This is a genomic window from Salinifilum aidingensis, from assembly GCF_054782015.1.
In genome coordinates this window covers 157,608-183,580 of the sequence record NZ_BAAGTH010000012.1, presented here as the reverse complement: position 1 = coordinate 183,580, position 25,973 = coordinate 157,608, and the positions used below count along the sequence as shown (strand labels likewise).

Annotated in this window: 20 protein-coding genes and 1 tRNA gene; 15 read left to right on the top strand and 6 right to left on the bottom strand. The window is 73.9% G+C overall.

What is annotated here, in order from left to right:
* The first annotated feature begins 3 nt into the window (after window positions 1–3).
* The 9 genes from ACYVJE_RS17080 to ACYVJE_RS17040 all read left to right on the top strand — a co-directional run bounded on the left by ACYVJE_RS17080 (window position 4) and on the right by ACYVJE_RS17040 (window position 16,735).
* Entirely contained in the window at window positions 4–7,227 is a 7,224-nt protein-coding gene (locus ACYVJE_RS17080; protein ID WP_461145242.1) for an amino acid adenylation domain-containing protein, read from the top strand.
* A gap of 103 nt (window positions 7,228–7,330) precedes the next feature.
* Window positions 7,331–7,549 (top strand): MbtH family protein, encoded by a 219-nt coding sequence (locus ACYVJE_RS17075; RefSeq protein ID WP_461145241.1) that lies wholly within the window; start codon window positions 7,331–7,333, stop codon window positions 7,547–7,549.
* Window positions 7,549–9,045 (top strand): DHA2 family efflux MFS transporter permease subunit, encoded by a 1,497-nt coding sequence (locus ACYVJE_RS17070; RefSeq protein ID WP_461145240.1) that lies wholly within the window; start codon window positions 7,549–7,551, stop codon window positions 9,043–9,045. The genes ACYVJE_RS17075 and ACYVJE_RS17070 overlap by 1 nt, the downstream gene beginning before the upstream one ends.
* Before the next feature lie 62 nt (window positions 9,046–9,107).
* Entirely contained in the window at window positions 9,108–9,950 is an 843-nt protein-coding gene (locus tag ACYVJE_RS17065) for a siderophore-interacting protein (RefSeq protein ID WP_461145239.1), read from the top strand.
* Between the two features lie 53 nt (window positions 9,951–10,003).
* A complete protein-coding gene (locus tag ACYVJE_RS17060) occupies window positions 10,004–11,326 on the top strand; it encodes a lysine N(6)-hydroxylase/L-ornithine N(5)-oxygenase family protein (RefSeq protein ID WP_461145263.1) in 1,323 nt (440 codons plus the stop codon).
* Between the two features lie 405 nt (window positions 11,327–11,731).
* Entirely contained in the window at window positions 11,732–12,130 is a 399-nt protein-coding gene (locus tag ACYVJE_RS17055) for a DUF3817 domain-containing protein (protein ID WP_461145238.1), read from the top strand.
* Window positions 12,127–13,080: a heme o synthase gene (locus tag ACYVJE_RS17050; protein WP_461145237.1), complete on the top strand. Its 954-nt coding sequence runs from the start codon at window positions 12,127–12,129 to the stop codon at window positions 13,078–13,080. The genes ACYVJE_RS17055 and ACYVJE_RS17050 overlap by 4 nt, the downstream gene beginning before the upstream one ends.
* Before the next feature lie 292 nt (window positions 13,081–13,372).
* A complete protein-coding gene (locus ACYVJE_RS17045; protein ID WP_461145236.1) occupies window positions 13,373–15,778 on the top strand; it encodes a GTPase-associated protein 1-related protein in 2,406 nt (801 codons plus the stop codon).
* A gap of 369 nt (window positions 15,779–16,147) precedes the next feature.
* Complete coding sequence (locus ACYVJE_RS17040) at window positions 16,148–16,735, top strand: Rv1733c family protein (protein ID WP_461145235.1); 588 nt, start codon at window positions 16,148–16,150, stop codon at window positions 16,733–16,735.
* A gap of 21 nt (window positions 16,736–16,756) precedes the next feature.
* Here ACYVJE_RS17040 and ACYVJE_RS17035 read toward each other — a convergent pair whose 3' ends face one another.
* The gene (locus ACYVJE_RS17035; protein ID WP_461145234.1) at window positions 16,757–17,662 is read right to left on the bottom strand and encodes a LysR family transcriptional regulator; all 906 of its coding nucleotides are present in this window, start codon (window positions 17,660–17,662) and stop codon (window positions 16,757–16,759) included.
* Between the two features lie 246 nt (window positions 17,663–17,908).
* On the opposite strand from ACYVJE_RS17035, the gene ACYVJE_RS17030 reads away from it, so the two are divergent.
* Window positions 17,909–18,925, top strand: a complete 1,017-nt coding sequence (locus ACYVJE_RS17030; RefSeq protein ID WP_461145233.1) for an NAD(P)H-dependent flavin oxidoreductase — start codon at window positions 17,909–17,911, stop codon at window positions 18,923–18,925.
* On the top strand, window positions 18,925–19,962 hold the full coding sequence (locus ACYVJE_RS17025) for a nitronate monooxygenase (RefSeq protein WP_461145232.1): 1,038 nt from the start codon (window positions 18,925–18,927) through the stop codon (window positions 19,960–19,962). The genes ACYVJE_RS17030 and ACYVJE_RS17025 overlap by 1 nt, the downstream gene beginning before the upstream one ends.
* Window positions 19,963–20,256: 294 nt before the next feature.
* On the opposite strand, the gene ACYVJE_RS17020 is transcribed toward ACYVJE_RS17025, so the two are convergent.
* Window positions 20,257–21,531, bottom strand: a complete 1,275-nt coding sequence (locus ACYVJE_RS17020; RefSeq protein WP_461145231.1) for a lipase family protein — start codon at window positions 21,529–21,531, stop codon at window positions 20,257–20,259.
* Window positions 21,532–21,612: 81 nt separating this feature from the next.
* Between ACYVJE_RS17020 and ACYVJE_RS17015 the strand changes: the two genes are divergently transcribed.
* Together ACYVJE_RS17015 and ACYVJE_RS17010 are read left to right on the top strand one after the other, a co-directional pair.
* Window positions 21,613–22,263 carry a TetR/AcrR family transcriptional regulator gene (locus ACYVJE_RS17015; protein ID WP_461145230.1) on the top strand — a complete coding sequence of 217 codons (651 nt, stop codon included), beginning with the start codon at window positions 21,613–21,615 and terminating at the stop codon, window positions 22,261–22,263.
* A gap of 301 nt (window positions 22,264–22,564) precedes the next feature.
* Window positions 22,565–22,641 (top strand) — tRNA-Arg (locus tag ACYVJE_RS17010).
* 411 nt (window positions 22,642–23,052) lie between these two features.
* On the opposite strand, the gene ACYVJE_RS17005 is transcribed toward ACYVJE_RS17010, so the two are convergent.
* A complete protein-coding gene (locus ACYVJE_RS17005) occupies window positions 23,053–23,250 on the bottom strand; it encodes a hypothetical protein (RefSeq protein ID WP_461145229.1) in 198 nt (65 codons plus the stop codon).
* 237 nt (window positions 23,251–23,487) lie between these two features.
* On the opposite strand from ACYVJE_RS17005, the gene ACYVJE_RS17000 reads away from it, so the two are divergent.
* Complete coding sequence (locus ACYVJE_RS17000) at window positions 23,488–24,324, top strand: helix-turn-helix domain-containing protein (protein ID WP_461145228.1); 837 nt, start codon at window positions 23,488–23,490, stop codon at window positions 24,322–24,324.
* A 9-nt stretch (window positions 24,325–24,333) separates the two neighbouring features.
* A complete protein-coding gene (locus ACYVJE_RS16995; protein WP_461145227.1) occupies window positions 24,334–24,531 on the top strand; it encodes a DUF397 domain-containing protein in 198 nt (65 codons plus the stop codon).
* A gap of 65 nt (window positions 24,532–24,596) precedes the next feature.
* On the opposite strand, the gene ACYVJE_RS16990 is transcribed toward ACYVJE_RS16995, so the two are convergent.
* The 3 genes from ACYVJE_RS16990 to ACYVJE_RS16980 form a co-directional block, all read right to left on the bottom strand.
* Window positions 24,597–25,079, bottom strand: coding sequence for a hypothetical protein (locus tag ACYVJE_RS16990; protein ID WP_461145226.1), 483 nt, complete (start codon window positions 25,077–25,079; stop codon window positions 24,597–24,599).
* A gap of 144 nt (window positions 25,080–25,223) precedes the next feature.
* The gene (locus ACYVJE_RS16985) at window positions 25,224–25,523 is read right to left on the bottom strand and encodes a hypothetical protein (protein ID WP_461145225.1); all 300 of its coding nucleotides are present in this window, start codon (window positions 25,521–25,523) and stop codon (window positions 25,224–25,226) included.
* Between the two features lie 46 nt (window positions 25,524–25,569).
* Window positions 25,570–25,911 (bottom strand): hypothetical protein, encoded by a 342-nt coding sequence (locus tag ACYVJE_RS16980; protein WP_461145224.1) that lies wholly within the window; start codon window positions 25,909–25,911, stop codon window positions 25,570–25,572.
* Between the last annotated feature and the right edge of the window lie 62 nt (window positions 25,912–25,973).

The following is a 25,973-nucleotide window of genomic DNA, read 5'->3' as shown; positions in this document are numbered from 1 at the left end:
GTCATGCCGCGGGAGTCTGCCGACCGGTCCGCGCGGGAGCTCCGGGAAGCGCACATCGGCGAACAACCGGGACCGGACCGGGACCTCCCGGATGACGGGACCGCGTGCATGCCGCTGACCAGCGCGCAGGCCGGTGTGCTCGTCGCCGACCAGATCTCCGGGGACACCGGGCGGACGTGCGGTTCGCACTACAACACCGCCGAGCGGGTGGAGATCCGCGGGCCGATCGACCCCGAGCGGTTCCGCGCGGCCTGGCGGCGGGTCGTCGCCGAGACCGACAGCCTGCGCATCCGGGTGCGCACCGAGGGCGATGTCCCGCGGCAGAGCGTCGACCCCGCCGGTACCGCCGAGCTCGCGGTCGTCGACCTCGCCGCCGCGGACGAGCCGGAGTCCCGCGCCGCGGAGTGGATCCGGGCGGACCTGCGCACGCCGGTCGACCTCACCGGCCGCGCTGGCCGGCCCGTCAACGGGCTGACCACGGGGGCGCTGCTGCGCCTGGGCACCGAGCGCTGGTGGTGGTACCAGCGCATCCACCACGTGGCCGTCGACGGGTACGGATTCTCCCTGCTGCTGCGCCGCACCGCCGAGGTCTACACCGCGCTGTCCGAGCAGCGCGACCCCGGCGCATCCCCCTTCCGCCCGCTGTCCACCCTGGTCGAGGCGGAGCGGGAGTACCGGGCCTCCGAGCGGTTCGGCACCGATGCCGCGCACTGGGCGCGGCGGTGCGCGGACTGGCCCGAGATCGCCTCCCTCGGCGAGGGGCCGAGCTCCGCGGCCACCGAGTTCCGGCGCCAGACCGACCGGATTCCCGCGGACCTGCGCGCGCAACTGTCCACCGTGGCCGAATCGGCCGGAACCCGCTGGCCCGACGCGTTCCAGGCGGCCTTCGCCGCCTACGTCCGCGCGCTGACCGGAAATCCCGAGGTGGTGCTCGGCGCGCCGGTGACGGCGCGGCTCGGCTCGGGAGCCGCGCGCGTGCCCGCCCCGGCGGTCAACGTGCTGCCGCTGCGGTTGGCGCTCGACGGCGCGGACACCCGCGACGAGCTGGTGCGCCGCGTCGCCGCCGAGGGCGGCCGGCTGCGCCGGCACCAGCGCTACCGCGCCGAGGACCTGCGCCGCGACCTCGGGCTGCTCAGCGGACAGCGCCGGCTGTTCGGCCCGCAGGTGAACATCAAGCCGTTCGACTACGAGCTGAGCTTCGCCGGCAGCCCCGCCGAGGTGCACAACGTCGTCGCCGGACCCGTCGACGACCTCACCGTTGCGCTGTTCACCCAGGACGGGCGCGTGGAGTTCGACGCGGACCCCGCGCGCTACTCCGAGGAGGAGCTCACCGGGCACCGGCAGCGCTTCCTGCGCTTCCTGCGCACCTTCGCCGCCGCGGACGGCTCGGCGCGGCTGCGGGAGCTGCCGCTGCTCGACGGGGCGGAGCGGCGGCGGGCGCTCGGGCTCGACGCGGCACCGGTGCAGCGCACCGCAGCGGAAGCGGCGCCGGAGGGACGCACCCTGCCGGAGCTGTTCGAGCAGCAGGTGCAGCTCACCCCCGAGGCCGTCGCCGTGCGCGACGGAGCGGACAGCATCACCTACGGCGAGCTGAACGCGCGCGCCAACCGCCTCGCCCAGTACCTCATCGACCGCGGGGTGGGGCCGGACCAGCTGGTCGCGCTGACGTTCCAGCGCTCGGCGGAACTCGTCGTGGCGGTGCTGGGCACGTTGAAGTCCGGTGCCGCCTACCTCCCGCTGGACCCGGAGCAGCCGCGGCGCCGCCGCGAGCACGTCCTCGCCGACGCGCGTCCGGCGCTGGTGCTCACCGACACCGCTTCGGTGGAGCGGACCGGCGCCGCGGAGTCCGATGAGGACGCAGCCGGCGGGCCGGTCCGCGTCGTCCTCGACGGCCCGCAGGCGCGGCGCGCGCTCGCGCAGCTGCCGGAGCGCGACCCCCGTCCCGGTGCGCGGGGCCGCCTGCGGCCGGAGCACAGCGCCTACGTCATCTACACCTCCGGTTCGACCGGCGAGCCCAAGGGCGTGGTCGTGCCGCACGCCACCGTGGTCCGGTTGTTCACCGCCACCGCGCCCTGGTTCCACTTCGGAGCCGACGACGTGTGGACGCTGTTCCACTCGTACGCGTTCGACTTCTCCGTCTGGGAGCTGTGGGGCGCGCTGCTGCACGGGGGGCGGATCGTCGTCGTCGACCGCGACACGGCGCGCTCGGCGGTGGAGTTCCACCGGCTGCTGCAGCGGGAACGGGTCACCGTGCTCAACCAGACCCCGTCGGCGTTCCACGAGCTCGACCGGGCCGACGCCGAACTCGCCGCCGCGGGCGAAGCGGGCGAGCTCGCCCTGCGGTGGGTGGTCTTCGGCGGTGAGGCGCTGGAACCGGCGCGGCTCGGCGACTGGTTCTCCCGCCATCCGCGCGGGCCGGGGCTGGTGAACATGTACGGCATCACCGAGACCACGGTGCACGTCACCCACCACCCGCTCGACGCCGAGCGGGCGTCCACCGAGCGGGGAAGCGCCATCGGCCGCCCGATCCCCGACCTGCGGGCGTACGTGCTCGACGAGTGGCTGCGCCCCGTGCCGCCCGGGGTGACCGGTGAGCTCTACGTCGCCGGTGCCGGCCTGGCGCTCGGCTACCTGGGCAAGCGCGCGCTGACGGCGGAGCGGTTCGTCGCCGACCCGTTCGGACCTCCGGGCAGCAGGATGTACCGCAGCGGCGACCTGGCCCGCTGGCGCACCGGGGCCTTCGACGAGCTCGAGTACCGCGGCCGGGCCGACGAGCAGGTCAAGGTGCGCGGGTTCCGCATCGAACCGGGCGAGGTCGAGGCGCGCCTGCTCGAGCACCCCGCGGTGCGCGACGCCGCGGTGGTCGTGACCACCGACGGCGCCGGCGAGCGACGCCTCGTCGGCTACGCGGCCGGCACCGCCGACCCCGATGAGCTGCGCGAGCACCTGCTCGCGCGCGTGCCCGAGTACATGGTGCCCGCCGTGGTCGCACCGGTGGAGCGGATCCCGGTCACCGCCAACGGCAAGCGCGACGTGCGCGCGCTGCCGCAGCCGCAGTTCGGCGCGGCCGGGCGGGGGCGCGCCCCGCGGGACGAGCGGGAACGCGCGCTGTGCGAGCTGTTCGCCGAGGTGCTGGGTGTGCCCGAGGTGCACATCGACGCCGACTTCTTCGAGCTCGGCGGCCATTCGCTGCTGGCCACGCGGCTGCTCTCGCTGATGCGGGCGCGGCTGGGCCGCGACGTGCCCGTGCGCGCCCTGTTCGACAACCCCACGGTGGCCGGTCTGGCTGCGCTGACCGATGTGGACACCCGCGCGGCGGGCGTGCGGCGCGTGCAGCGCCCCGCGCGCGTTCCCCTGTCCTACGCCCAGCAGCGCTTGTGGTTCCTCAACCGGCTGTGGGGACCGGACCCGACGTACAACACGCCGCTGACGCTGCGCCTGGACGGCGACCTCGACGAGGACGCCCTGCGCCGTGCCGTCGCGGACGTGGCCGTCCGGCACGAGAGCTTGCGGACCGCGTTCCCGGAGACCGAGGGGGAACCGGAGCAGCGGGTCCTCGACGAGGTGCCCGAGCTGCGCGTGGTCGACACCGACGAGCAGCACCTGCGCGCGGAGCTCGCCGAGCACGCCCGCACCGGCTTCGACCTCGCCCGCGAGCTGCCGCTGCGCGCGGTGTTGCTGCGCACCGGCCCGCAGGCGCACGTGCTGTTGCTGCTGCTGCACCACATCGCCGTGGACGAGTGGTCGCTGCGGCTGCTGCTGGCGGACTTGGCCACCGCCTACCGCGCGCGGTGGGCCGGGCGGCCCCCGCAGTGGGCGGAGTTGCCGGTGCAGTACATCGACCACGCGTTGTGCCAGCGCGCCGCGGTCGAGGAGGCCGAGTCCACCGAGGACGGTTCCCGCGCGTTCTGGATGCGCGAGCTCGACGGCGTTCCCGAGGAGCTCGACCTGCCGGCGGACCGGCCGCGTCCGGCCGAGCCGAGCCGGCGGGGCGGGACGGTGCGGTTCACGGTGGACGGTGAGCTGCGGGCGCGGATCGGCGAACTCGCCGCGGCGCACCGGGCCAGTCCGCTGATGGTGCTGCAGGCCGGTTTCGCCGCGCTGCTCACCCGGCTCGGTGCGGGCGCGGACGTCCCGCTGGGCACGCCGGTGGCCGGGCGGGACGACACCGCGCTCGACGACCTCGTCGGGTTCTTCGTGAACACCCTCGTGGTGCGGGTGGACACCGCCGGCGATCCCACGTTCGCCGAGCTCGTCGAACGCACCCGCGACCGGGCGCTGGCGGCCTACGAGCACGCGGACATGCCGTTCGAGCGGCTCGCGGAGCTGCTGCGTCCGCACCGCTCGCCAGCGCGCAACCCGCTGTTCCAGGTCATGCTCACCTACTGGGGCGAGCCGGAGCGCGAACCGCCGCAGCTGCCCGGGCTGCGCGTGCGGCTGGACGACTTGTCCGAAGTGGACCTCGGGACGGCCAAGTTCGACCTCGCGGTCAACCTCACCGACAACGCCGCGGGCGGCGCGGACGGGATCGTCCAGTTCAGCCGCGACCTGTTCGACGAGCCCGCTGTGCAGCGGCTCGCGGACCGGTTCTGCGGGCTGCTGCGGGCGGCCGCGGCCGATCCTGCGACGCCGCTGCGGCGGCTGGAGCTGCTCTCGGCGGACGAGCGGGAGCAGTTGTCCACCTGGGGCAGCGCCGAGGGCGAGGTGCGCGAGTCCGACCGCGGCACGTTCCCGGAGCTGTTCGCCGCGCAGGCCGCCCGCACCCCGGAGGCGACCGCGCTTGTCTTCGGCGAGGAGGAGCTGACCTACCGCGAGCTGCACGAGCGGGTCGACGGCCTCGCCCGCGCGCTCGCCGAGCGGGGCGTGGGCCGCGGCGACGTCGTGGGCGTGCTGCTGCCGCGGTCGCCGGAGCTGTTCATCGGCCTGCTCGCGGCCATGTCCACGGGGGCCGCGTACCTGGCGCTGGACCCGGAGTACCCGGACGAGCGCCTGCGCACGATGGTCGGCGACGCCCGGCCGCGGTGCGTGATCAGCACGCCCGAGGCGTCCGATGCGGACTTCGGCCTGCCGGTGGTGGCGCCGCACGCGCGACCGCGGGGGGAGGTCGAGCCGCGGGCGCCGCGACTGGACGACCCGGCCTACCTGATCTACACCTCAGGGTCGACGGGCAAGCCGAAGGGCGTGCTCGTGCCGCACCGGGGGATCGGGAAGCTGCTGGCCACGCAGCGCGAGCGCATCGGCGTCACCGCCGCCAGCAGGGTGCTGCAGTTCGCCTCGCCGAGCTTCGACGTGGCGTTCTGGGAAATCTGCATGGGCCTGCTGAGCGGGGCGGCGCTCGTCGTCGTGCCGAGCGAGCTGCGCGTGCCGGCCGAACCGCTGGCCGCCTACGCCCGCCGACACGCGGTCACCCACCTGGCGCTGGGGCCGTCGGTGCTGAGCACGTTCGACGCCGAGGCCGAGCTCCCGGAGGGGGCGACACTGCTGTGCGGTGCGGAGAAGGTGCCGCCGGAGGTGGTGCGCCGCTTCGGGCGGGGCCGCCGCATGTTCAACTGCTACGGCCCGACCGAGGCCACGGTGAACGCCACGCTGTGGGAGTGCACCGCCGAGGAGCTGGGCAGCTCGGTGCCGATCGGTTCGCCCGACCCGGGCGTGCGGCTGTACGTGCTGGACGCGGCGCTGCGGCCGGTGCCGACCGGGGTCGAGGGCGAGCTGCACATCGCCGGGACCGGGCTGGCGCACGGCTACCTGGGGCGTCCGGGGCGCACGGCGGAGCGGTTCGTCGCCGACCCCTGCGGCCCGCCCGGTTCGCGCATGTACCGCACCGGCGACGTGGTGCGGTGGCGCCGCGACGGCGTGCTCGAGTTCGTCGAGCGGGTCGACGAGCAGGTCAAGATCCGCGGGTTCCGCATCGAGCTCGGCGAGATCGAGGCCGCCCTCGGCGAGCACCCGGCCGTGGCCGGCACGGCGGTCGCGGTGCACACCGACGAGTCGGGCGACCGGCGGCCCGCGGGGTACGTGGTGCCGCGGGCCGGGGCCGCCGGGGAGGTCACGCCCGCCCAGCTGCGGCGGCACGTGGCCGAGCGGCTGCCGGGCCACATGGTGCCGAGCGTGGTGCTGCTCGAGACGCTGCCGCTGCTGCCGAACGGCAAGCTCGACCGCGCCGCGCTGCCCGCACCGGACCGCGACGACGAGCCCGCGGAGATCACCACGCCGCGCACTCCCGCGGAGGAGGCGCTGTGCCGCCTGTTCGCGCGGGCGCTCGGGGTGACCCGCGTGGGGGTGCACGACGACTTCTTCGACCTCGGCGGGCACTCGCTGCTGGCGGCGAAGCTGATGGGACTGGTGCGCGACGAGCTGGGCGTGCGGATCAACGTCGGCACGCTGTTCTCCGCGCCCACGGTGGCCGAGCTGGCCGACCGGCTGCACGGTGACACCGGGCGGGACGCGTTGGAGGTCCTGCTGCCGCTGCGCACCCGCGGCGAGCGCAACCCGCTGTTCTGCGTGCACCCGGCGGCCGGGCTGTCCTGGCCGTTCTCCGGGCTGCTCAAGCACATCGACCCCGAACGCCCGGTGTACGGGCTGCAGGCGCGCGGGCTGGCCGAACCGCGGCCGGTGCCGGAGACGCTGGCCGAGATGGCCGAGGAGTACCTGCAGCACGTGCGCGCGGTGCAGCCGCACGGGCCGTACCAGCTGCTCGGGTGGTCCTTCGGCGGCGTCGTGGCGCACGAGATGAGCACGCGGCTGCAGGCGCAGGGGGAGGAGGTCGACCTGCTGTGCATGCTCGACGCCTACCCGAAGGACGTCTGGGACGAGCTGCCCGGCGAGGTCGACGCGCTCAAGGCGCTGCTGTACATGGCCGGGCACGACACCTCCGGCATGGCGGAGGCGGAGTTCACCCGGGAAGCGGTGGCCGGGATCCTCTCCGCGGACGGCAGCGCGCTGGCGAACCTGGCCGAGCACACGATCGACGCGATCATCGACAACTTCGTCACCTGCGCGGTGCTGGAGAACACTTCCGAGCACGCCCCGTTCGACGGCGACGTGCTGTTCTTCACGGCCGCGGAGAACCAGGCCAAACCCTCGCTGACGCCGCGGATGTGGGAGCCGTACGTGCGCGGGCGGGTGCAGAACCACGACATCGCCTGCGAGCACAAGGACATGACCGAACCCGGGCCGATCGCCGAGATCGCCCGGGTGGTGGACCGGCGCCTGGCCGACGCGCCGTGACCGCTCCGAAGGGCACCGGTGCAGCGAGCAACGGCCCGGTGGGGAGCGGCCCGGTGGGAAGCGGCGCAGCGGGAACCAGCCCCCGCGAGAGGAGGAGACAACGGTGACGAACCCGTTCGAGGATCCGCAGGCGGAGTACTGCGCGCTGTTCAACGAGCAGGACCAGTACTCGTTGTGGCCGGCCGCCCTGGAGGTGCCGGCCGGGTGGTCGGTCGCGTTCGGCCCCGCCGGGCGGGAGGCGTGCCTGGAGCACATCGAGGCGCAGTGGACGGACATCCGCCCGGCGCGGTCGGTCGCCGACGATCCCTCGCGGGGCCGCTGATGGCGGCATCGCCGGCCGGGAGAGGGGGGCGGCGCGTCGATCCGCGGACAGCGGTGTGCGTCGTCTACGTCGTGGCCATGTTCACCAGCGGCATGGACGCGACGATCGTCAACGTCGCGCTGCCCGCGATCGCCGAGGAGCACGCGGTCCCGGAGCACGCCACCGCGCCGGTGAACGTGGCCTACCTGGTCAGCCTCGCCATGTGCATCCCGGCCTCGGGGTGGCTCGGCGACCGGTTCGGCACCAAGCGGGTGTTCCTCGGCGCGTTCGGCGTGTTCGTGGCCGCGTCGCTGTGGTGCGGGTTGGCCGGCGGACTGGGCGAGCTGACCGCGGCGCGCCTCGCGCAGGGCGCGGGGGCGGGCGTGGTCAGCCCGGTCGCGCTGACGATGCTGTTCCGGGCCTACCCGCCCGAGCAGCGGGTCGGGCTCTCGCGGCTGCTCGTGCTGCCGACCGCGGTGGCGCCGGCGCTGGGGCCGCTGCTCGGCGGCTTCTTCGTGGACCACCTCGACTGGCGGTGGGGCTTCTTCGTGAACCTGCCGGTCGGGTTGCTGGGGTTGGCCTTCGGCGCGCGGTACCTGGTCGAGCACGTGGAGTCGGCGGGGCGCCGGTTCGACGTGACCGGTTTCGCGCTGGCGGTCCCGGGCGTGGGCGCGGTGATCTACGCGTTGGAGGCGCTGCCGCGGACCGGCGCGTCCTCCCCGGTGCCGTGGTTGGCCGGCGGGGCCGGCGCGGTGCTGCTGGTGGTGCTGGTGCGCGGCCAGGTGCGGCGCGCCGCGCCGCTGCTGGACGTGCGGCTGTTCCGCGACCGGTCGTTCCGGCTGGCGAGCCTGGTGCTGGTGACGTGCGTGGCCGGGTTCCTGGGCACGTTGTACGGGTTCACGCTGCTGTACCAGTCGGAGCTGGGGGCCTCGGCCTGGGAGACCGGCCTGGTGACCACGCCGAAGGCGCTCGGGTTGGTGCTGGCCTCGCAGGTGCTCGCCTGGGCCGATCGCGCGCTCGGTCCGCGCGTGCTGGTCAGCGCGTCGATGGCCGGGGCGGCGGTGTCGTTCGCGGCGATGTCGACCGTGGGCGCGGCCGGGCTCTGGTACGCGGCGCTGGTGCAGTTCGCCTCGGGGTTCTTCGTGGGGCTGGCGAGCACGGAGCTGCAGGTGGTGGCGTTCGCGACGATCTCCGGTGCCGCCACGGGCTCGGCGTCGACGCTGTTCACCGTGCAGCGGCAGATCGGCTCGGCCGTGGGGGTGGCCCTCACGGCGGGCGTGCTCGCGGTGGCGGGGGTCGGTTCCGCCGGCGCGCCGGCGCACCCCGCGGCCTACCACGCGGCGATGGGCGTCTCCGCCGTCTGCGCCCTGGCCGGGGCCGCGCTGGCGCTGCGGTTCCGGACCGGGCGCTCCGGGCGGGGCGGCGGCCCCGGACGTCGCTCGGCGGACAGCGCGGGTGAACCGGACGAAGGAGATCCGGATCACTCCGCCCAGGACAGGACGAAGGTGTGTGGTTAGCCTTGCCTAAGTACGGTGATCTCGCCCTGGACAGGGCGATCTCGCGGGGAGGAGACCAGCCGATGAGCACCGCGGACGTCCGCCACCCGCGCCGGGCGCAGCACCCCCGTCCGCCGGCCCGCGCGCTCGAGGTGCTGCGCGCGGCGCAGATCAGCCCCGGGATGCGTCGCGTGACCCTCGGCGGCGAGGAGCTGGCCGGGTTCCAGGAGGGCCGCAGCGGCCCGAACGTCAAGGTCTTCGTCCCCCGCGAGGATCAGCAGCGGCCGGTGCTGCCGCGGATCGACAGCGGGACCGGGCGCTACGTCTGGCCCGACCCCGCGCAGCGGCCGACCATGCGCACCTACACCGTGCGCCGCTACGACGCCGAGCGCGCCGAGCTCGACATCGACTTCGTGCTGCACGGCGACGACGGCGTCGCCGCCACCTGGGCGCGCGACGCGCGGCCGGGGGACGCGCTCGGCGTGATGGGCCCCGGCGGCAAGACCTGCCGCCCCGCCGGCTGGTACCTGCTGGCCGGGGACGAGACCGCGCTGCCGGCGATCTCCGCCCTCGTCGAATCCATGCCGGAGACGGCTCGGGGGCAGGTGTTCGTCGAGATCGCCGGCGAGGCCGAGCAGCAACCCGTCGAGCGTCCGCCCGGCGTCACCTGGACGTGGCTGCACCGCGACGGCACCGCCCCCGGGTGCAGCCGCGCGCTGCCCGGCGCGGTGCGCGCCGCGGACATCCCCGCCGACGCCGACGTCTCCGCCTGGGTGGCCGGCGAGTCCGGGCTCGTCCGCGACATGCGCCGGCACCTGCGCGGTGACCGCGGCCTCGACGCCGGCTCCGTGCTGGCGATCGGCTACTGGAAGCGCGGCATGCCCGAGCCGGAGTACCACGACAAGCACAACCACGACCGCGATTGACGGGGGGACGCGTGTCCACCGCAGTGCACCCGACGGGGAAGGCGACGGATCCGATGGGCGGAGGGGACGGTGAGCACCCCGGCGAAGGCGACTACGACGTGCTCGGTGTCGGCTTCGGTCCGTCCAACCTGGCCCTGGCCATCGCGATCGAGGAACACAACCGGTCGACCGCGCGAGCGCCGCTGTCCGGCCTCTTCCTGGAGCGGCAGGAGGACTTCGGCTGGCACCGGGGCATGCTCATCGACGGCACCACGCTGCAGGTCTCCTTCCTCAAGGACCTGGTGACGCTGCGCGACCCGGCCAGCGACTTCTCCTTCCTGTGCTACCTGCGCGAGCGGGGGCGGTTGGCCGACTTCATCAACCACAAGACGCTGTTCCCCACCCGAGTCGAGTACCACGACTACCTCGAGTGGGCGGCGAGCAGGATGGCCCACCGGGTGCGCTACGGCAGCGAGGTCGTCTCGGTCGTGCCCGTCCGCGACGGGCAGCGCATCACCCGGTTCGCGGTCACCACCCGCAGCGCCGACGGCTACCGCACCTACCGGGCCCGCAACCTCGTCCTCGGTCTCGGCCTGGAGGCGGCGATGCCGCGGGGAGTGGTCGAGAGCGGACGCGTCTGGCACAACCTCGACCTGCTGCAGCGGGTGGAGCAGCTGGGCGAGCCCTCGCCGCGCCGGTTCACCGTCGTCGGCGCGGGGCAGAGCGCCGCCGAAGCGGTGGAGTACCTGCACCGCGCGTTCCCCGGCGCCGAGGTCTGCGCGGTGTTCCGCCGCTACGGCTACAGCCCCTCCGACGACAGCCCCTTCGCCAACCGCATCTTCGACCCGCAGGCCGTGCAGGACTTCTACGCGGCACCGGAGGGGGTCAAGGGCATGCTGGCCGGCTACCACGCCAACACGAACTACTCCGTGGTCGACCTGGGGCTGATCGAGGAGCTCTACCGCCGCCACTACCAGGAGAAGGTCACCGGCGAGCACCGGCTGCGCGTCCACCACGCCAGCGAGCTCCGCGGAGTGGAGGAGCACGCCGGTGGCGTGCGCGCGGACGTCGAGTTCCTGCCGACCGGAGAGCGGCAGGTGCTGGACAGCGACGTCCTCGTCTGCGCGACCGGCTGCAGCCCGCGGGACCCCTTCGCCCTGCTCGGCGAGGTCGGCCCGCACTGCCTGCGCGACGAGCTGGGGCGGCCGTCGGTGGGGCGGGACTACCGCCTGCGCACCACCGACGACCTCGAGGCCGGGATCTACCTGCAGGGCGGCACCGAGCACGCGCACGGCATCACCTCCTCGTTGCTGTCCAACGGGGCGGTGCGGGCCGGTGAGATCCGCGACGCGCTGCTGTCCTCCCGGGCGGTGGCCGGGCGCGCCGGTGCCCGCTGAGCCGCGCCGACCACGAGCGCGCCGAGACCTCCGGAGAGGAGGCGCAGCCGCGCGCTCCCGCGCCGCGCGCACGGCGTGATCGGGTGGGACCTCCGCGCGGTGGCCCCGGTCCCCGCCGGGCAGCGCCCGGGGCCTGCCCGGCCCCCGGAGGCCGCCTGACCCCCGGGGCACCGCCCGCGCCGCGGGGAGGCGCCGGGTCGGCACCGCCGCCGGTGAGCAACCCCGCCGAGGGTGTGCGGGGCCACTCCGCGGTCAGGTCGGTCACGCCGGCGATCGGCGCGTGCCGTACGGTCTGTCGACACGGGTGTTCCCTCCGCGGACCCGCGGCGGCGGCGAGTTCCGTCCCCGCAAGGGGCCGGCGGCGGGGGGCGCCGTGTCGCGCGACGCGGGATGTGAGGGGTAGTCGTGAAGCCGATAGCCGTGCAGCCCGGGCTGTTGAACTTCTACCGGATCATGGCCTACGTCACCGCAGTGCTGCTGATCGCGCTGTGCGTGGCCATGGTGTTCAAGTACGGCTGGGACCAGGGCACGGCCACCCAGGTGGCCGGCGACACCTGGGTCGGGCGGATCGGTTTCCTGCACGGCTGGCTGTACTTCGTCTACCTGCTCGTGGCCTTCGTGCTCACCACGCGGCTGCGCATCCCGCTCGGGCGGATGCTGCTGGTCCTGCTGGCCGGCACCATCCCGTTCGGAGCGTTCTTCGCGGAGCGCAGGGTGACGCACTGGTCCCGCGCGCGTGCCGCCGGCGAACCGATCACCCCGCAGGAGCAGTCACGGGCCGCGGAGGAAGATCGGACGTCATGACCACCTCGGCGCACGCACACGACGGCAACGCACGCTCCGGGGGCGAACCGCCCGAGCGCGGGCCCGACGTTCGCGGCGTGCTCGGTGCCTACCTGGCCCTGACCAAGCCGCGCGTGATCGAACTGCTGCTGGTGACCACCATCCCGGCGATGTTCCTCGCCGAGCGCGGCGTCCCGAACCTCTGGCTGGTGCTGGTCACCTTCCTCGGCGGGGCCATGTCCGCGGGCAGCGCGAACGCGCTGAACTGCGTGGCCGACTCGGACATCGACCAGGTCATGGACCGCACGAAGAAGCGCCCGCTGGCCACCTACACGGTGCCGCGGCGGCACGCGCTCGTGTTCGGCCTGGTCCTCGGCGCCGCCTCCTTCGCCGTGCTGTGGGCCGGGGCGAACCTGCTCGCCGCGGTGCTGGCCACGGCTGCGCTGCTGTTCTACGTCTTCATCTACACGCTGGTGCTCAAGCGGCGCACCACGCAGAACATCGTCTGGGGCGGGGCCGCCGGGTGCATGCCCGTCGTGGTCGGCTGGGCAGCGGTGACCGGCCGGGTCGAGTGGCCCGCGCTGGTCATGTTCGGCGTGGTGTTCCTGTGGACCCCGCCGCACTTCTGGTCGCTGGCGATGAAGTACCGGGAGGACTACGCGCGGGCGGGCGTGCCGATGCTGCCGGTGGTGAAGACGCCCGGCCAGGTCTCGGCCCGCATCCTCGCCTACAGCTACGCCACCGTGGCGTGCACGTTGCTGCTCGTGCCGGTGACCAGCTGGATCTACCTCGTCCTGGCCGTGGCCTCCGGGGTGGTGTTCCTCGTCGTGGCCCAGCACCTGCACGGCGCGGTGCGCCGCGGGGTCGCGGCCAACCCGATGCGCCTGTTCCACCTGTCGAACTCGTACCTCGCGCTGCTGTTCGTGGGCATCGCGGTGGACTCCGCGATCGGCCTGCCCGCGCTCTCCTGATCCCCCGGACCGGCGGGGTCGCCGGCCGGGGTGGTCCCGGACCGGGGAGGTGGGCCGCCGGTCGCCGGCCGGTCGGTTGCTCGGGGGTCGCCCCGGGGAGTTCGCCTGATCGAGGGTCGGTGCCCGACACGCGCATGATCGAAGGCACGTCACGTTCCGCTGTTTCGCGGTGTCCTACGGTGCTGAGCAACCGGATCATGTGGACTTGATCCGGAGCAGCCGGACCACGTGGACACGACGGGCGAACCGGTCACCAGCGGGGTGCGCCGGGCGGAACGGAGCGAGACGGGACATGAGCGCGCGGGAGTTCCAGGCAGTGCACTGCATCGAGACCCCGGTGTGGGACGAGAACCGGGGCGGTCTGCTGTTCCACGCGACCTCCCCGAACACCGACCCGCACACGCGCACCCTCGTCGAGCGGTGCGTCGCCGCCGAACCCGATCCGGACGGCCCGGCGCGGCAGCAGCCCTCGCTGCTGCACGCCTGCGACACCGCCTACGTCACCGCCCGCTGCGTCAGCCGCGACGGCGACGGGGAGGAGCCCGGGCGGTTCACCCACGCGCTCGTGGCCGACGATCCCGCCACCTACGGCACCGCCCGCCCCGCGCAGCTGTGGGACGCGGGCTGCTGGGCCGACACCCCCGCGGACGGCGGTGAGTGCCCGGCGGTCGGCGCCGCCGAGGCCGGCCCACTGGACGCGCAGACCGTGCGCGACTGGGTGCTCGCGCAACCGGAGGGCGAGTCCTGGCTGCTGGCCCTGCTGTCCGCGCTGGAGGAGCTCGACGGGGCGAGCCCCGCACGAGTGGTGTTCGTCGCCTCGGACACCGCCGCCGTGGTCCGCTGGCTGGCCGCGGCCACCCTGCTGCTGCCCCGCGAACGCGCGCTGCGCGTGGGTTTCCGGGTGTTCGGCCCCGACCCGCGCGACCGCCGCTACCCGGTGGTCGCCGTGACGCCGGACAACGCGGGCGAGTTCGCCGACCCCTCGGGGGTGTCCGAGGCGGTGGTGTTCAACGCGGCGGAGGGCACCCGCAGCCGCGTCACCCCCACCTCGGCCGCGGCGTTCTGGGTGCGGCGGTTCCTCGGGGGCGACCCGTTCGGAGTGGTCGACGCGGTCGAACGCGCGCACGATTTCGGGCGGCAGCGGCGGCAGCGCCACCCGGAGGCCGCCGACCGGTACGCCGCAGCCGTGCTCACCTTCGACGAACCCGTGACGGCCGATGAGACCGAGGCGCTCGCCGACTGGCTGCGCACCGCTGCCTACGTGCTCGACGCGGAGACCTGGACCCCGGTGCTCGACGCCCTGCTGGCCGCGGACCCCGACCGCGGCGTGCTGCACCGGCTCGCCGACGTGGACCTGGGCGCCCGCACCGGGCGGCTGTGGCTGGCGGTGCTGCGGGCCGAGCTGACCGCGGCGCGCGACTCGGCCGAGGGCGTCGGGGACGCGGTGCCGCTGCCGGCGGAGCTGGGCTGGTCCGAGCGGGACGCCGAGCAGGCCACCGAACTGGTCGAGCGGATCGTCAACAGCACGTCCCCGGAACGCGTGGACGCGGTGCTGCGCACCGCCACCCGGTTCGGCCTGACGCCGCGCCTGGAGCGCACCGGGCAGGCCATGGAGCAGTTCGCACGCTGGTGGGCCGAACGACCCCGGCTCGGCTTCGACGCGCAGCGCTGGAGCTGCGGCGAGCAGCTGGTGGAACTGCTGCGGCAGGAGCTCGCCCGCCGGGTGGGGCGCGACTCGGCCGAGCCGGCCGGGGCCGCCGAGCGCGACGGGGCGGTCGAGGCGGTGCGCAACCACTGGTGGCCGCTGCTGCTGCCGCTGGTGCGCGATCCCGCCTCCGAGCTCGACGCCCTCGTGCTGCGCACGGCCGTGGCCCGCGGTGAGGAGTCCCGCAGGGAGGCGATCGACCGCTGCCGCGATCTGCTCGCGAAGTCCGAGGCGGACGTCGACGCGGAAGCGGCGTGGCGGGCGCTGTTCGACGAGGTGCGGCCGAGCGTCGAGGAGGCGGCCGGGCTGCTGGCGGTGGTGCCGTCCTCGGCGGTGGAGGAGTCGCTGGCGCAGCGCGTGTTCGGCGTGCTCGACGGGGCGACCATGTCGCCGGGGCTGCTGGACGTGCTGCGGCTGGTGGTGCACCACGCCGGCCCCGACCACGAACAGCTGCGCCAGTTGTGGGAGGAGGACGGACGGCTGCGGCACTGGCTCGGTGCGCTGCAGCGCACCGGCGAACTCCCCGCCTCGGGGGCGGACGCGCCGCAGTCGGTGTCCGAAGCGGTGCTGACGGCCCGGGCCGACGAGCTCGCCTCCTCCGTGCTCGACGTGTCGCTGCGGGTGGCGCTGCAGATCGCCGTCGGCAGCGGGGAGACGTTCGCGCAGCTGCTGGCCGAACGCCTGCCCGGGGTGTGGCAGGACAGAGGCGTCCCCGAGCAGCGGCGGGATCGGGCGATCGCGCTGGCCTTCGCGATGGCCTGGTCCGACAGCGCACCCGACGGCGTGCGGCGCGCGGTGGACGCGCGCCTGGAGCAGTGGGCGAGCGAGCACCGGCAGGGCGACTACATCCGCATCCACCGCCTGCTGCGCGGTGTGGACAGCGACGCCGCGGGGGCGTGGCAGGACTGGCTGCGCGAGCTGTCGCGCAGGCCCCGCAGCCAGCGCGCACCGCGACCGCGCGAGTGGTTCCGCCGCTTCCTCAGCCGCCGCTGACTCCCGGTCGCCGGGTGATCCCCGGAGGCCGGTTGATCCCCGGAGGCCGGGGCCGGCGGGCGCTCCCGGTCGGCGGGTCGGAGGAACCCGCCTTCGCTGTGACGCAGCGCACTCCGTGCTACCAAGAACTCCGGTGCGGTCGCGCTCGGCCGCCGTGCTCGGCACGGACCCCGCGGGAGCGAGTTGGTGGGAACGACCCCGGTGGGAACGGCACGCGGGAACGGCGCGGACCCGAGCGGTCGGCTTCCACCCCGGTTGGCTTTCCGCTGGCAGGCTGGTGGCACGGGCCGCAGGCGGGTGCGCCGCGGAGCGGTGTGGCCGCCGGTCGCACGCCCGCTCTTCGGTGCGCGTTCGGCGAAAGGGGTGAGCATGGCCGCCGCGTGGCGCGAGGAGCTGGCATGGCTGCGCAACGCCCTGCGTTCCGACAACCCCCTGTGCCGGCGCGTGGACCGGGTCGTCGCCTGGCTCACGGCGCTGTTCGCGACCGCGGCGCTGCTGGCCGCGCCCGCGGTCGCGGTGGCCGCTGCGGAGGTGCACCGGGACCTGGAACGGCAGGCGGCCGCGACGGTGCGCACCGCGCAGCCGGTGCAGGCCGTGCTCACCTCGCAACCGCGGATGCAGTCCCCCGCGGGCAACGGCTACTACCAGCAGTCGGCGAAAGCCACGGTGCGGTGGCACACCGGGGCGAGCACGAGTACGAGCACCGTGGACGTGCCGCTGGACCTCTCCCGCGGCGACACCGTGCGCGTGTGGGTGGACCGCTCCGGTGACCGGGTGACACCGCCGATGTCACCCCCCACGCGAGGGGCCGTCGCGGCGCTCACCGGCGTGCTGCTGTGGGTGCTCGCGGTGCTGGTCTGCTGGTTCTCCGCGCGGATGTGCCAGGTGGTGGGACGCAGGCACGCGGCCCGGTTCTGGGACCACGAGTGGCGCCGCTGGCAGTGCGGCGGGGCGTGAGCCGCGCGGGGGGCGAACGCGTCACGCGGGGAACGCCTGCGCGCGTTCGCCGCCCGCGGGGGCGGCGTGCTGCTGCGCGAGTTCCGCGAAGCGGCGCAGCGCCGGGCCGGCGGTGGTGTCCCGGCGGCGCACGAACGCGGTGTCGGTGCGGGCGTGCTCGGGGGGGAGGGCGTGGGTGCGCACGCGCCCGCGGCGCACGTGCTCGTCGACGACGGCTTCCGGCAGCAGCGTGCAGCCCATGCCCGCGCGCACGCAGCCCAGGATCCCCTCGAGCGTGCCGAACTCGAGCACCTGCGGGGCGGGTGCGTCGTGGCGGGGCGCCAGATCTTCCAGCCGGCGGCGGTAGGAGCAGCCGCGCCGGAAGACCAGCAGTTTCGGAGCGGCCCCGCGCAGCGCGGCGTCGATGCTGGGCACGGCCGGCGCGGTGACGAGCACGAGCTGCTCGGTGAACACCTCCGCCGCCTCCAGGTCGGCGTGCTGCACCGGTCCGCTGACGAACGCGCCGTCGAGGCGGTGCGCGAGCACGTCGGCGATCAGCCCGTCGGTGGCCCCGGTGATCAGCGACAGCTCGACGCGCGGGCAGTCCGCGCTGAAGGCGCTGATCACGCCGGGCAGGCGCAGCCCGGCGGTGGTCTCCAGGGCGCCGATCCGCAGCGGGCCGCTGGGGTCGTCCTGGTCGGCCAAGGTGCGGCGGGCCTCCTCGGCGAGCTCGCTGATGCGCTCGGCGTAGCCGAGCAGCTGCTGCCCGGAACCGGTGAGCACGACACCGCGCGCGTGGCGGTGGAACAGGTCGGCGCCGAGCTCCTTCTCCAGCGCGGCGATGCGGCTGCTGATGTTCGACTGGACCGTGTGCAGTTCGCGCGCGGCGGCGGTGATGCCGCCGGTGCGCGCGGCGGTCCGGAAGATCCGCAGGTCGTACAGCTCCACGGCGCACCTCCGGTGCCAGCGCGTCCGCGGCGCGGACGCGCGGAGGGCTTGCGGGTCGCGCCCCACACTACGCAGCCGCGATCGGTGCGGGCGATCGCTCGTGGCGCTCGCCATGCCGCGGGCGGTGAGCGTTCTGCTGCGGAGATGGCTCCCATCCCGAGGAATCGTTGGTGGTGCTGCAGGCACCGCGACTACCGTCCACGGCGGTGCGCGCCGTCCCGTCCGCGATCCCGAACGGAGGAACCCGTGCCGCTCACGAGCAGCTTCACCGGGATGTTCGACCTGGAGCACCCGCTCGCGCTGGCGCCGATGGACGTCGTGGCGGGCGGGCATCTCGCCGGTGAGGTCTCCCGCGCCGGCGGCCTCGGCCTCATCGGCGGTGGCTACGGGGAGGAGCAGTGGTTGCGCCGCGAGTTCGCCCGAGCGGAAGGGGCGCGCGTGGGCTGCGGTTTCATCACCTGGAGCTTGGCCGAGCGGCCCGCCCTGCTCGACGTGGCCCTGGAGCACGAACCGGTGGCCGTCATGCTGTCCTTCGGCGACCCCGCCCCGTTCGTGGACCGGATCCGCGACGCGGGCGCCCGCGTGCTGTGCCAGGTGCACACGCTCGCCCAGGCGCGGGAAGCGCTGGCAGCCGGCGCGGACGTCGTCGTGGCGCAGGGTTCCGAGGCCGGCGGGCACGGGAGGGCGGAGCGCACCGCGTTCACCCTCGTCCCGGAGGTGGCCGACCTGATCGCCGAGGAGGCTCCGGGCACACCGCTGCTCGCGGCCGGAGGCGTGGTCGACGGCCGCGCGGTGGCGGCCGCCCTGGTGCTCGGTGCCGACGGCGTCCTCGTCGGCACCCGCCTGCTCGCCACCGCCGAAGCGCTCCTCCCGGCAGGAGCGCAGCGCCGCGTGCTCGGCAGCAGCGGTGATGACACGGTGCGCACCGGTGTGTACGACGTCGTGCGGCGGCTGTCCTGGCCGCGGGAGTACACCAGCCGCGTGCTGCGCAACGGCTTCGTCGAGCGGTGGCACGGCCGGGAGGACGAGCTCGCGGCCGATCTGCCGCGCGTGGTGGAGCAGTACCGCGCGGCGGTCGACGGGGACGATCCCGACGAGGTCGGGATCATCGCCGGCGAGGCGATCGGCCGGGTCGACCGCGTGCGCCCGGCCGCCGAGGTGGTGCGCGCGCTGGGCGAACAAGCCGTTCGGCGGCTCGGCGCGTCGTGGCGGCGCGAGCGGGGCGACGCGGTTGCGGAACGAGACGAGGGAAGGGCGAAGTGATGGGCAGCGCGGATTCGCAGCTGGTGCCGAGCCGTCTCCCCCTGGTGGCGGCGCCGATGGCGGGCGGGGCGAGCACTCCCGCGCTCGTGTCGGCCGTCTCCGCGGCGGGCGGGTTCGGTTTCCTCGCCGGCGGTTACAAGACGGCGGCGGCGTTGAAGTCCGACATGGACGGTGTGCGGCGAGCGGGGTTCCCATTCGGCGTGAACTTGTTCGTGCCCGAGCGGGAACCCGTCGACGAGGCGGAGTTCCGCCGTTACGCGCGGGAGATCGCCGAGGAGGGGCGGGATTACGGCCTCGACCTCGCGGGTGCGCCCGTGGTGCACGACGACGACCGGTGGCAGGAGAAGGTGGATCTGCTGCTGCGCGAACCGGTTTCCGCCGTCGGGTTCACCTTCGGCCTGCCGGGTGCGGACGTGGTCGCGGCGCTGCGCCGCGCGGGTTCGCACGTGCTGGTCACGGTCACCGACGTCGAGGAGGCCGCGGCGGCGCGGGAACTCGGCGTCGACGGCATCGTCGTGCAGGGACCGCAGGCGGGCGGGCACTCCGCGGTGCACTCCGCCGCGCGGGAACCTTCCGAGGTGCCGCTGGAGCGGCTCGTCGCCGACGTCGGTTCCGGCACCGGCCTGCCCGTGCTCGCCGCCGGTGGTGTCGCGGGGCCGGAGGACGTGCGGCGGCTGCTCGACGCGGGTGCGGAGGCGGTCGTGGTGGGCACGTTGCTGCTGCGCACGGAGGAGAGCGGGGCCGGCGGGGCGCACCGCGACGCGCTGGTCGACCCGTCGTTCACCGGGACGGTGGTGACCAGGGCTTTCACCGGTCGTCCCGCGCGGGCGCTGCGCAACGGGTTCGTCGACCGCCACGGCGCCACCGCGCCGGTCGGTTACCCGGCCGTCCACCACCTCACCCGTGAACTGCGCGGCGCGGCGGCGAAGGCGCACGACGCGGACCGCGTGCACCTGTGGGCGGGCACCGGCCACCGGCACGCGCCGACCGGGCCGGCGGCGTCGGTGGTCGCCGCGCTGGCGGAGGGATGCCCGTGAACCGACGGGGAGCGCGCCGGCGACGAGCGGTGGGTCCGCGGGACGACGCCGGGGATGCCGCGCGTCCTGGGCCGTCGGCGGGTCGCTGGAGCCGGGGAGCCTCGCGGGACGCGCGACGAGCAGGTGCCGCCGCTCCGCGGGTGCGGCGGAAGTGGCCCCGGAGGGGCCCGCGGCGTCGTGGGGCTCCGGGGCTGCGTTCAGGTCTCCCCCGATCGTCCTCGTCCCTCGGGATTTCGGGGCAGCTGGGGATTCCCCGCCAGCCGCCCCGTCCACCCGGCTTCGACGTCCGAGCAGCTAGTTCGACTCCTCCTGCGCGTGCCGCTCCACCGCGTCCGCCGTGGACTCGCCGAGGAGCTCGGCGCAGTTGCTCGGCGCTTCCCTCCCGGCGAAGCGCTGCTCGAGGAAGTGCAGGGCTTCCGGGATCCCCAGCACGGCGGGGGCGACGTGGGTCGGTGCGGCGTAGCTGGAGAACTGCACCTGGGCGCCCTGCCGGCACCACTTCCGCGCCATCTCGCGCCCCTGCTGGTACGGCACGATGTCGTCGGCGATGCTGTGCACGCTGAGCACCGGAACTTCCGGTGCGCGGTCGCCGATGGTCTGCTCGTCCACGATGGACCGGAACGGTTCCTCGTCGAGGTGGTCGAGTACTGAGCGGCCGTCCGCGGTGAGGTCCTCGGAGCGCGTGAACGCGTAGTGCGGGATGTCGGTGACGCAGTCCTCGCGGATCTGCTGCGCCATCTCCTTCCCGCGCTCGTTGAGGATGTCCGGGATCCCCGCCTCCGGGTAGGCCGAGTCGGCGCCGACGAGGGCGAACCCGAGCAGTCCGGCCGAGACGTTGCCGTCGAGCGCTGCGGCCACCTGCCGCAGGTCGGCCGGGACCGCCCCGGCGTAGGAGCCGCGGAGGTCGAGTTCGGGTGCGTAGTTCGGTTGCAGTTCGGCGGCCGCGGCCGATCCACCGCCTCCCTGCGAGTAGCCGTACGTCGCCACCGGTCCGGAGTCCGGCAGGTCGGCCGCGGGCAGCCGCTGCGCGGCGCGCGCCGCGTCGAGCACCGCGTGGCCCATGGATTCGCGGGTGACGTAGGTGTGCACGCCGGGGGTGCCGAGCCCCTCGTAGTCGGTGACGACGACGCCGTAGCCCTGGTTCAGCAGGGCCTTGAGCATGACGCCTTCGTACTCCTCGCCGCTGGCGAGGCGCTTCGACGGGGCGCACTGGTCGCCGATGCCCTGGGTGCCCGGGGCGAAGGCGATGAGGGGGCGCTGACCGGGCCCGTCCCAGGAGCGCTGCGGGGTGAGCACGGTGCCGGTGACGGCGGTGGGCTCGCCGCGGGCGTCGGTGCTGCGGTACATGATCCGCTCGACGTCGGCGGGGGCTTCGACGCCGCGCAGCGGGTCGAGGTGGAAGCTGCTCGGTTCGTGCCTGATCACGTCGCCGTTCTCGCCGGCGGGCAGCGGTCGGGGCGGGTCGTAGAAGGAGGGTGCGGCGGTGCTGCTCGCCGTGGTGAGGGCGAGGCCGAGCGCCGTGGCCGCGGTGAGGGTCGCGAGTCGGGATAATCGGCGGAGCAGTGACATCGCCTCTCCTTCGAGGTCGAGACCGGGCCGGAGGGGAATATCCGACAAGATTGTCGAAAATGATGCTGTGAGGTGCGTTACGTGTCAACGGGCAGGGCCGGGTCCGGTCGGGGCCGTCCGCGCAAGATCCCGGTCGAGCGCCAGCGGGAGCTCGTCGTCGACGCCGCCGTGCGCGCGTTCGCGCGCAGCGGCGAGTCGGCCACCATCGAGGAGGTCGCCCGCACGGCGGGGCTCACCCGGCAGTCGGTGTACGAGCTGTTCGGCGGGCGCGCGGAGCTGTTCGACGCGGCGGCGCAGCGCGCGCTGGACCGCGCGGTCGCGGCGCTGTCCGCGGAGGTGCTCGAACCCGAGAGCGAGGAGCTCGAGCTCGTGGCGCGGCGCAGCTACGCGCGGATGTTCGAGTTCGTCGAGCGGCAACCCGAGGTCTACGACGTGTTGCACGTGGCGGAGCAGACCGGCAGGCCCGGCCTGACGGAGCTGTGCAGCCGGCTCGCGCCCGTCTACGCCGCGGCGAGCCGGCGCCGCTGGGAGGCCGAGGGCGTCAGCTCGGGCGGCGCCGACGACGCGCTCGTGGCCCTGTACTTCGCGATGACCGAGTCCATGGTGCGCCTGTCCCGCACCGACGGCGGTCCCGACCGCGAGGCGCTGCTCGAGCTGCTGACCGAGTTCACCGTCGGCGGGGTCACCCGCCTGCTGCGCCAGTCGCCGCACGTGATCGACCGGCTGCGCTGAGCACCCGCTCACTGGCTCTTCCGGGGGGGTTCAGTGCCGGGCGGTTCCGCGCGCCGCCGGTGCGCGTATCGTGACCCGGCGTGCACCGGATGTGCGCCGATCCCTCTCCTCCCCAGCGCAGCTGGGCTGTTTCCGGCGGAGTGGACGGCGGTGCCCCCCGATTCCGCGCGGTCGGGTGCCGGGTTCGTTGTCGCCGAACGGGCTGCTGTTCGATACCGAGTCGGCAACAGCCCGGCATCGTCGTCACGAGATCAAACACGGAGCGCTACCCTGCTATCTGCGGTTGACGGGAAACCGTTCGGCCCCCATAGCTCAGCAGGACAGAGCGAAGGACTTCTAATCCTTAGGTCGCTGGTTCGAGTCCAGCTGGGGGCACCACATTTCGCGGGTGCCGCCGGGTCGGGTTGCGCCCGGAGGTGCGGCCCCTCCGAGGAATCCGCAGGTCATCGGCCTTGTTGTGGCGGCAGCGCTGCCCCGGTGCGCTGGGGAGCGGCAACCGCGCGGTGTTTTCGCAGCAGATCCGCGCCCGATCGCGCGCGCTGCGATTCGGGGCGGGAATGCGCGGAAGAACGCGGAAAACGGAAAGCATTCCTCCGCGGTCGCAGCATCGGGGGACTCGCGCGGATCGGGAGAGTGGACGGTGCCCCGCCGCTTTCGCCCGGACGCGGTGCGCGCGATCGCCGGTGGGAGTGCCGCAGCGGCGGCCGGGGGTGCCTTCTCCCGGCCGGCGCTTTCAGCAGGGCCGTTCGCGTTCGGCGCGCTGACACCACCGCAGGGATCCGCGTCCGGTCATGAGCACTCACCCGTGGTGCTGCCCTCGCGAACCACGTGCAGCCGGAGTTGCCGGGCCACCTCTTCCAGCCCGTGGGCGAGCCGGTAGCACTCCTCGGCGGTGACCTCGCCGCGCGGCATCCGGAAGGCGGCTTCGTCGATGTCCCACTGCGCGCTGCGCAGGACGATGGCAAGCCGTGCTCCGGGCGAGGTCACCTGATCACCCCCGGCATCGGGCTGCGGTCCAGGACCACCCGTTTGCGGCGGCGTTCCCGCTCGCGTCGTGCCTTCCGTGCGGAATGGCTCAACTTCCACCGCTCCCACATCGCCGCTCCCTCCTGGTGCTCGTCGGCGTAAGCAACATAGAGAAAATTACCGAGGTGAAATTACAGTTGCGAGACACCGAATGAGTGACATGCGAGGTGGGGGTGACCGATGGGTCATGATGTGAGCATGAGCAACACTTGGCCAGCAGTGCGCCGCGTGCAGGTCGGGCTCATCCTGCGAAATCTGCGAGAACGCGCAGGCGTGAAACCGAAGGAGATCGCCGAGCGGCTGGACTGGTACTCCACCAAGGTCACCCGGGTGGAAAAGGGCGAGCTCACCGTCAGCGCGGCTGAAGTTGAAGTACTGCTCACCATGTTCTCGGTGCCCGATGGCGCGGAGGCCGAGCAACTGCGGGAGCTGGCTCGTGAGGCGCGGCGGCGGGACCAGCCTGCGAAGGTGCCCGACTGGGCGGCGACGTACGTCGCGCTGGAAGGCGCTGCCACCGAGATCAAGTCCTATGATCCCGAGCTGATCCACGGCACGCTGCAGACCGAGGACTACGCGCGAGCCATCCTGAGCGATCCCCTGGACGACTCCCGCGACATCGAACCGGCCATCCGCGAGCGTCTGGCCAGGGGATCGCGAGTGCTCGAAGGTACGGGCCCGAGTCTGTGGTGCGTGCTCGGCGAGGCCGTGCTCTACCGCGAGGTGGGCAACCACGAGGTCCTGCGCGAGCAGCTCGAGCACCTGCGCGTGGCGGCTCAGCGGCCGAACATCACGATCCAGATCGTGCCCTTCTCCGCGGGGCAGCACATCGCTGTGGGTTCCTCGTGGGTCCTGTTGCACTTGGGAGAACCGGTCGCGACCTACGCTTATCTGGAGGGGCTGACGGGCAGCGACTACTTGGACAAGCCCAGCCACACGGAGAAGTACGTCACGGCGTTCGATAAGCTGCGTGCCGCAGCTGCCTCGGAACGCGCGACGATGGCGATGCTGGAGCGGCGGATCAAGGAACTGATCTAGGAGCGTGTGATGGCCCTGCAGGAACAGCCGAGCGGGTGGCGGAAGTCGAGCCGTACTCAAGGGGCCAACAACTGCGTCGAGGTTGGGCGCACCGACCACGGTGCTGCCGTGCGCGACACCAAGAACCGCGCGCAGGGGCACTTCACGGCTGGCCGCGCCCAGTGGCAGGCTTTCATCGAGGCGGTCAAGATCGACCGCTTCGCCTGAGGTGTTTCCTGGAAGACCCCTTCGTGGCGGGGTTTTCGGAGGGAGCAGTGTTCCGGGTGCCCGGCTCACCAGAGGGGTCGTGTGCGATCCCCGTAATCACCGGGCCAGATCGGGTGCCGGTGCATGGCGGGGAGCGGAGGTTGGTTCGTGTTCCGGTTGGGGTCGTAGCGCTGCCCCTGGGCCAGGGCCTTTGCGCCGCTGCACTTGTCGCAGTTGACCGGATCGCTGACCTCGGGCTTGAGGTCCTCCGAGTTATCGCTGCGGTCGTGCCCGGTGTTGCACGCCGTGGCGACGCGCAGTGCTCCCTCGGAGGTTTCGGCCCATCGGAGGCCGTGCACCGTTTTCGAACCACCGATGCGCAGGCCGGCGTTGCGGAACTTCAGCCTGCGCAGGGCTCGTTGCAGCTGGGCGACCGGCGGGAAAGGGCGGGAGGGACCCGCCCGACGACTGCTGCGGTGGTGACTGGGCTGGTGCTGCCGACGTGGCGCGGATTCGGGCATGTGCGGGTCGGGCTGCTGGCGAGGACCGGGTTCGGGGACATCCTGCACGGGCGGAACCTCCATGCTGATCAAGAAGGACCGCCGATCCAACGTCCGTCGTGCGCCGGTGATTCCCCGCTGCCGGGCCTGAGGTCGAAAACCCCTCGGACAGCCGAGTTCGAGTCACTCGGATGCCGCACCGCAGCAGCCGTCTCAGTGCTCGTCGTAGTGGTCGCCGTGGGCGGCGTGCCGGTGGCCGTCGTGCACGTAGTCGACGTGGTCGCCGTGCGGCACCGCGACGTGCCCGCAGTCCGGCCCGTGCACGTGCTCGCCGTGGTCGCCGTGCGCCTGGTGCTCGGCCGGTTCGCACTCGTCGTAGTGGTCGTCGTGGGCGGCGTGCAGGTGGCCGTCGTGCACGTAGTCCACGTGGTCATGGTGCGGCACGGCGACGTGGCCGCACCCCTCGCCGTGCACGTGCTCGTGCCCGGTGTGCTGCTGGTGGGCGGTGGTCATCGGCTCCTCCTCGCCGAGGTGCTGCACCCCGGTGCGACGTGCGGGCTCACTTCGACTTGTGCTCGGCGCCCTTGCCGGTGGAGCTGCGCGTGCCGTGCACGCCCGGACGCCCCTTCTCGCGCGGTCCCTGCGGCCCGACCGGTGAGCCGTGCGCCGTCTGCCCGGGCACGTCGATCGGCTCCCCCTCGCCGGGTGTGGGCTCCGCTCCCGCTGCCAGCTCCTCCAGGCGGTTGTTCAGCAGCTCCACGACCTGGACCCGGTCGGCGTGCTCCTGCTCGTGCGCGAGCAGTTGCTCCAGCTGGTCCGAGGTCAGCGAGCGGATGCGGTGCTGCAGCGTGTTCAGCGGGAGCTCGTCGAATCCCGCGATCGGCAGTTGCTCGTCGGCCACAGTTCCTCCTCGTCGCCTGCTGCGCACCGGTGCTGCGCGGCCGGTCCCTCCGAACCTCCGGC

What these genes read in the sequence shown, in the direction of transcription:
- ACYVJE_RS17065 (WP_461145239.1), top strand. Translation starts at nt 9,108, where the DNA reads ATGAGCACCGCGGACGTCCGCCACCCGCGCCGGGCGCAGCACCCCCGT.
- ACYVJE_RS17070 (WP_461145240.1), top strand. Translation starts at nt 7,549, where the DNA reads ATGGCGGCATCGCCGGCCGGGAGAGGGGGGCGGCGCGTCGATCCGCGG.
- ACYVJE_RS17060 (WP_461145263.1), top strand. Translation starts at nt 10,004, where the DNA reads ATGGGCGGAGGGGACGGTGAGCACCCCGGCGAAGGCGACTACGACGTG.
- ACYVJE_RS17025 (WP_461145232.1), top strand. Translation starts at nt 18,925, where the DNA reads ATGGGCAGCGCGGATTCGCAGCTGGTGCCGAGCCGTCTCCCCCTGGTG.
- ACYVJE_RS17050 (WP_461145237.1), top strand. Translation starts at nt 12,127, where the DNA reads ATGACCACCTCGGCGCACGCACACGACGGCAACGCACGCTCCGGGGGC.
- ACYVJE_RS17080 (WP_461145242.1), top strand. Translation starts at nt 4, where the DNA reads ATGCCGCGGGAGTCTGCCGACCGGTCCGCGCGGGAGCTCCGGGAAGCG.
- ACYVJE_RS17000 (WP_461145228.1), top strand. Translation starts at nt 23,488, where the DNA reads ATGAGCAACACTTGGCCAGCAGTGCGCCGCGTGCAGGTCGGGCTCATC.
- ACYVJE_RS16995 (WP_461145227.1), top strand. Translation starts at nt 24,334, where the DNA reads ATGGCCCTGCAGGAACAGCCGAGCGGGTGGCGGAAGTCGAGCCGTACT.
- ACYVJE_RS16985 (WP_461145225.1), bottom strand. Translation starts at nt 25,523, where the DNA reads ATGACCACCGCCCACCAGCAGCACACCGGGCACGAGCACGTGCACGGC.
- ACYVJE_RS17045 (WP_461145236.1), top strand. Translation starts at nt 13,373, where the DNA reads ATGAGCGCGCGGGAGTTCCAGGCAGTGCACTGCATCGAGACCCCGGTG.
- ACYVJE_RS17040 (WP_461145235.1), top strand. Translation starts at nt 16,148, where the DNA reads ATGGCCGCCGCGTGGCGCGAGGAGCTGGCATGGCTGCGCAACGCCCTG.
- ACYVJE_RS17020 (WP_461145231.1), bottom strand. Translation starts at nt 21,531, where the DNA reads ATGTCACTGCTCCGCCGATTATCCCGACTCGCGACCCTCACCGCGGCC.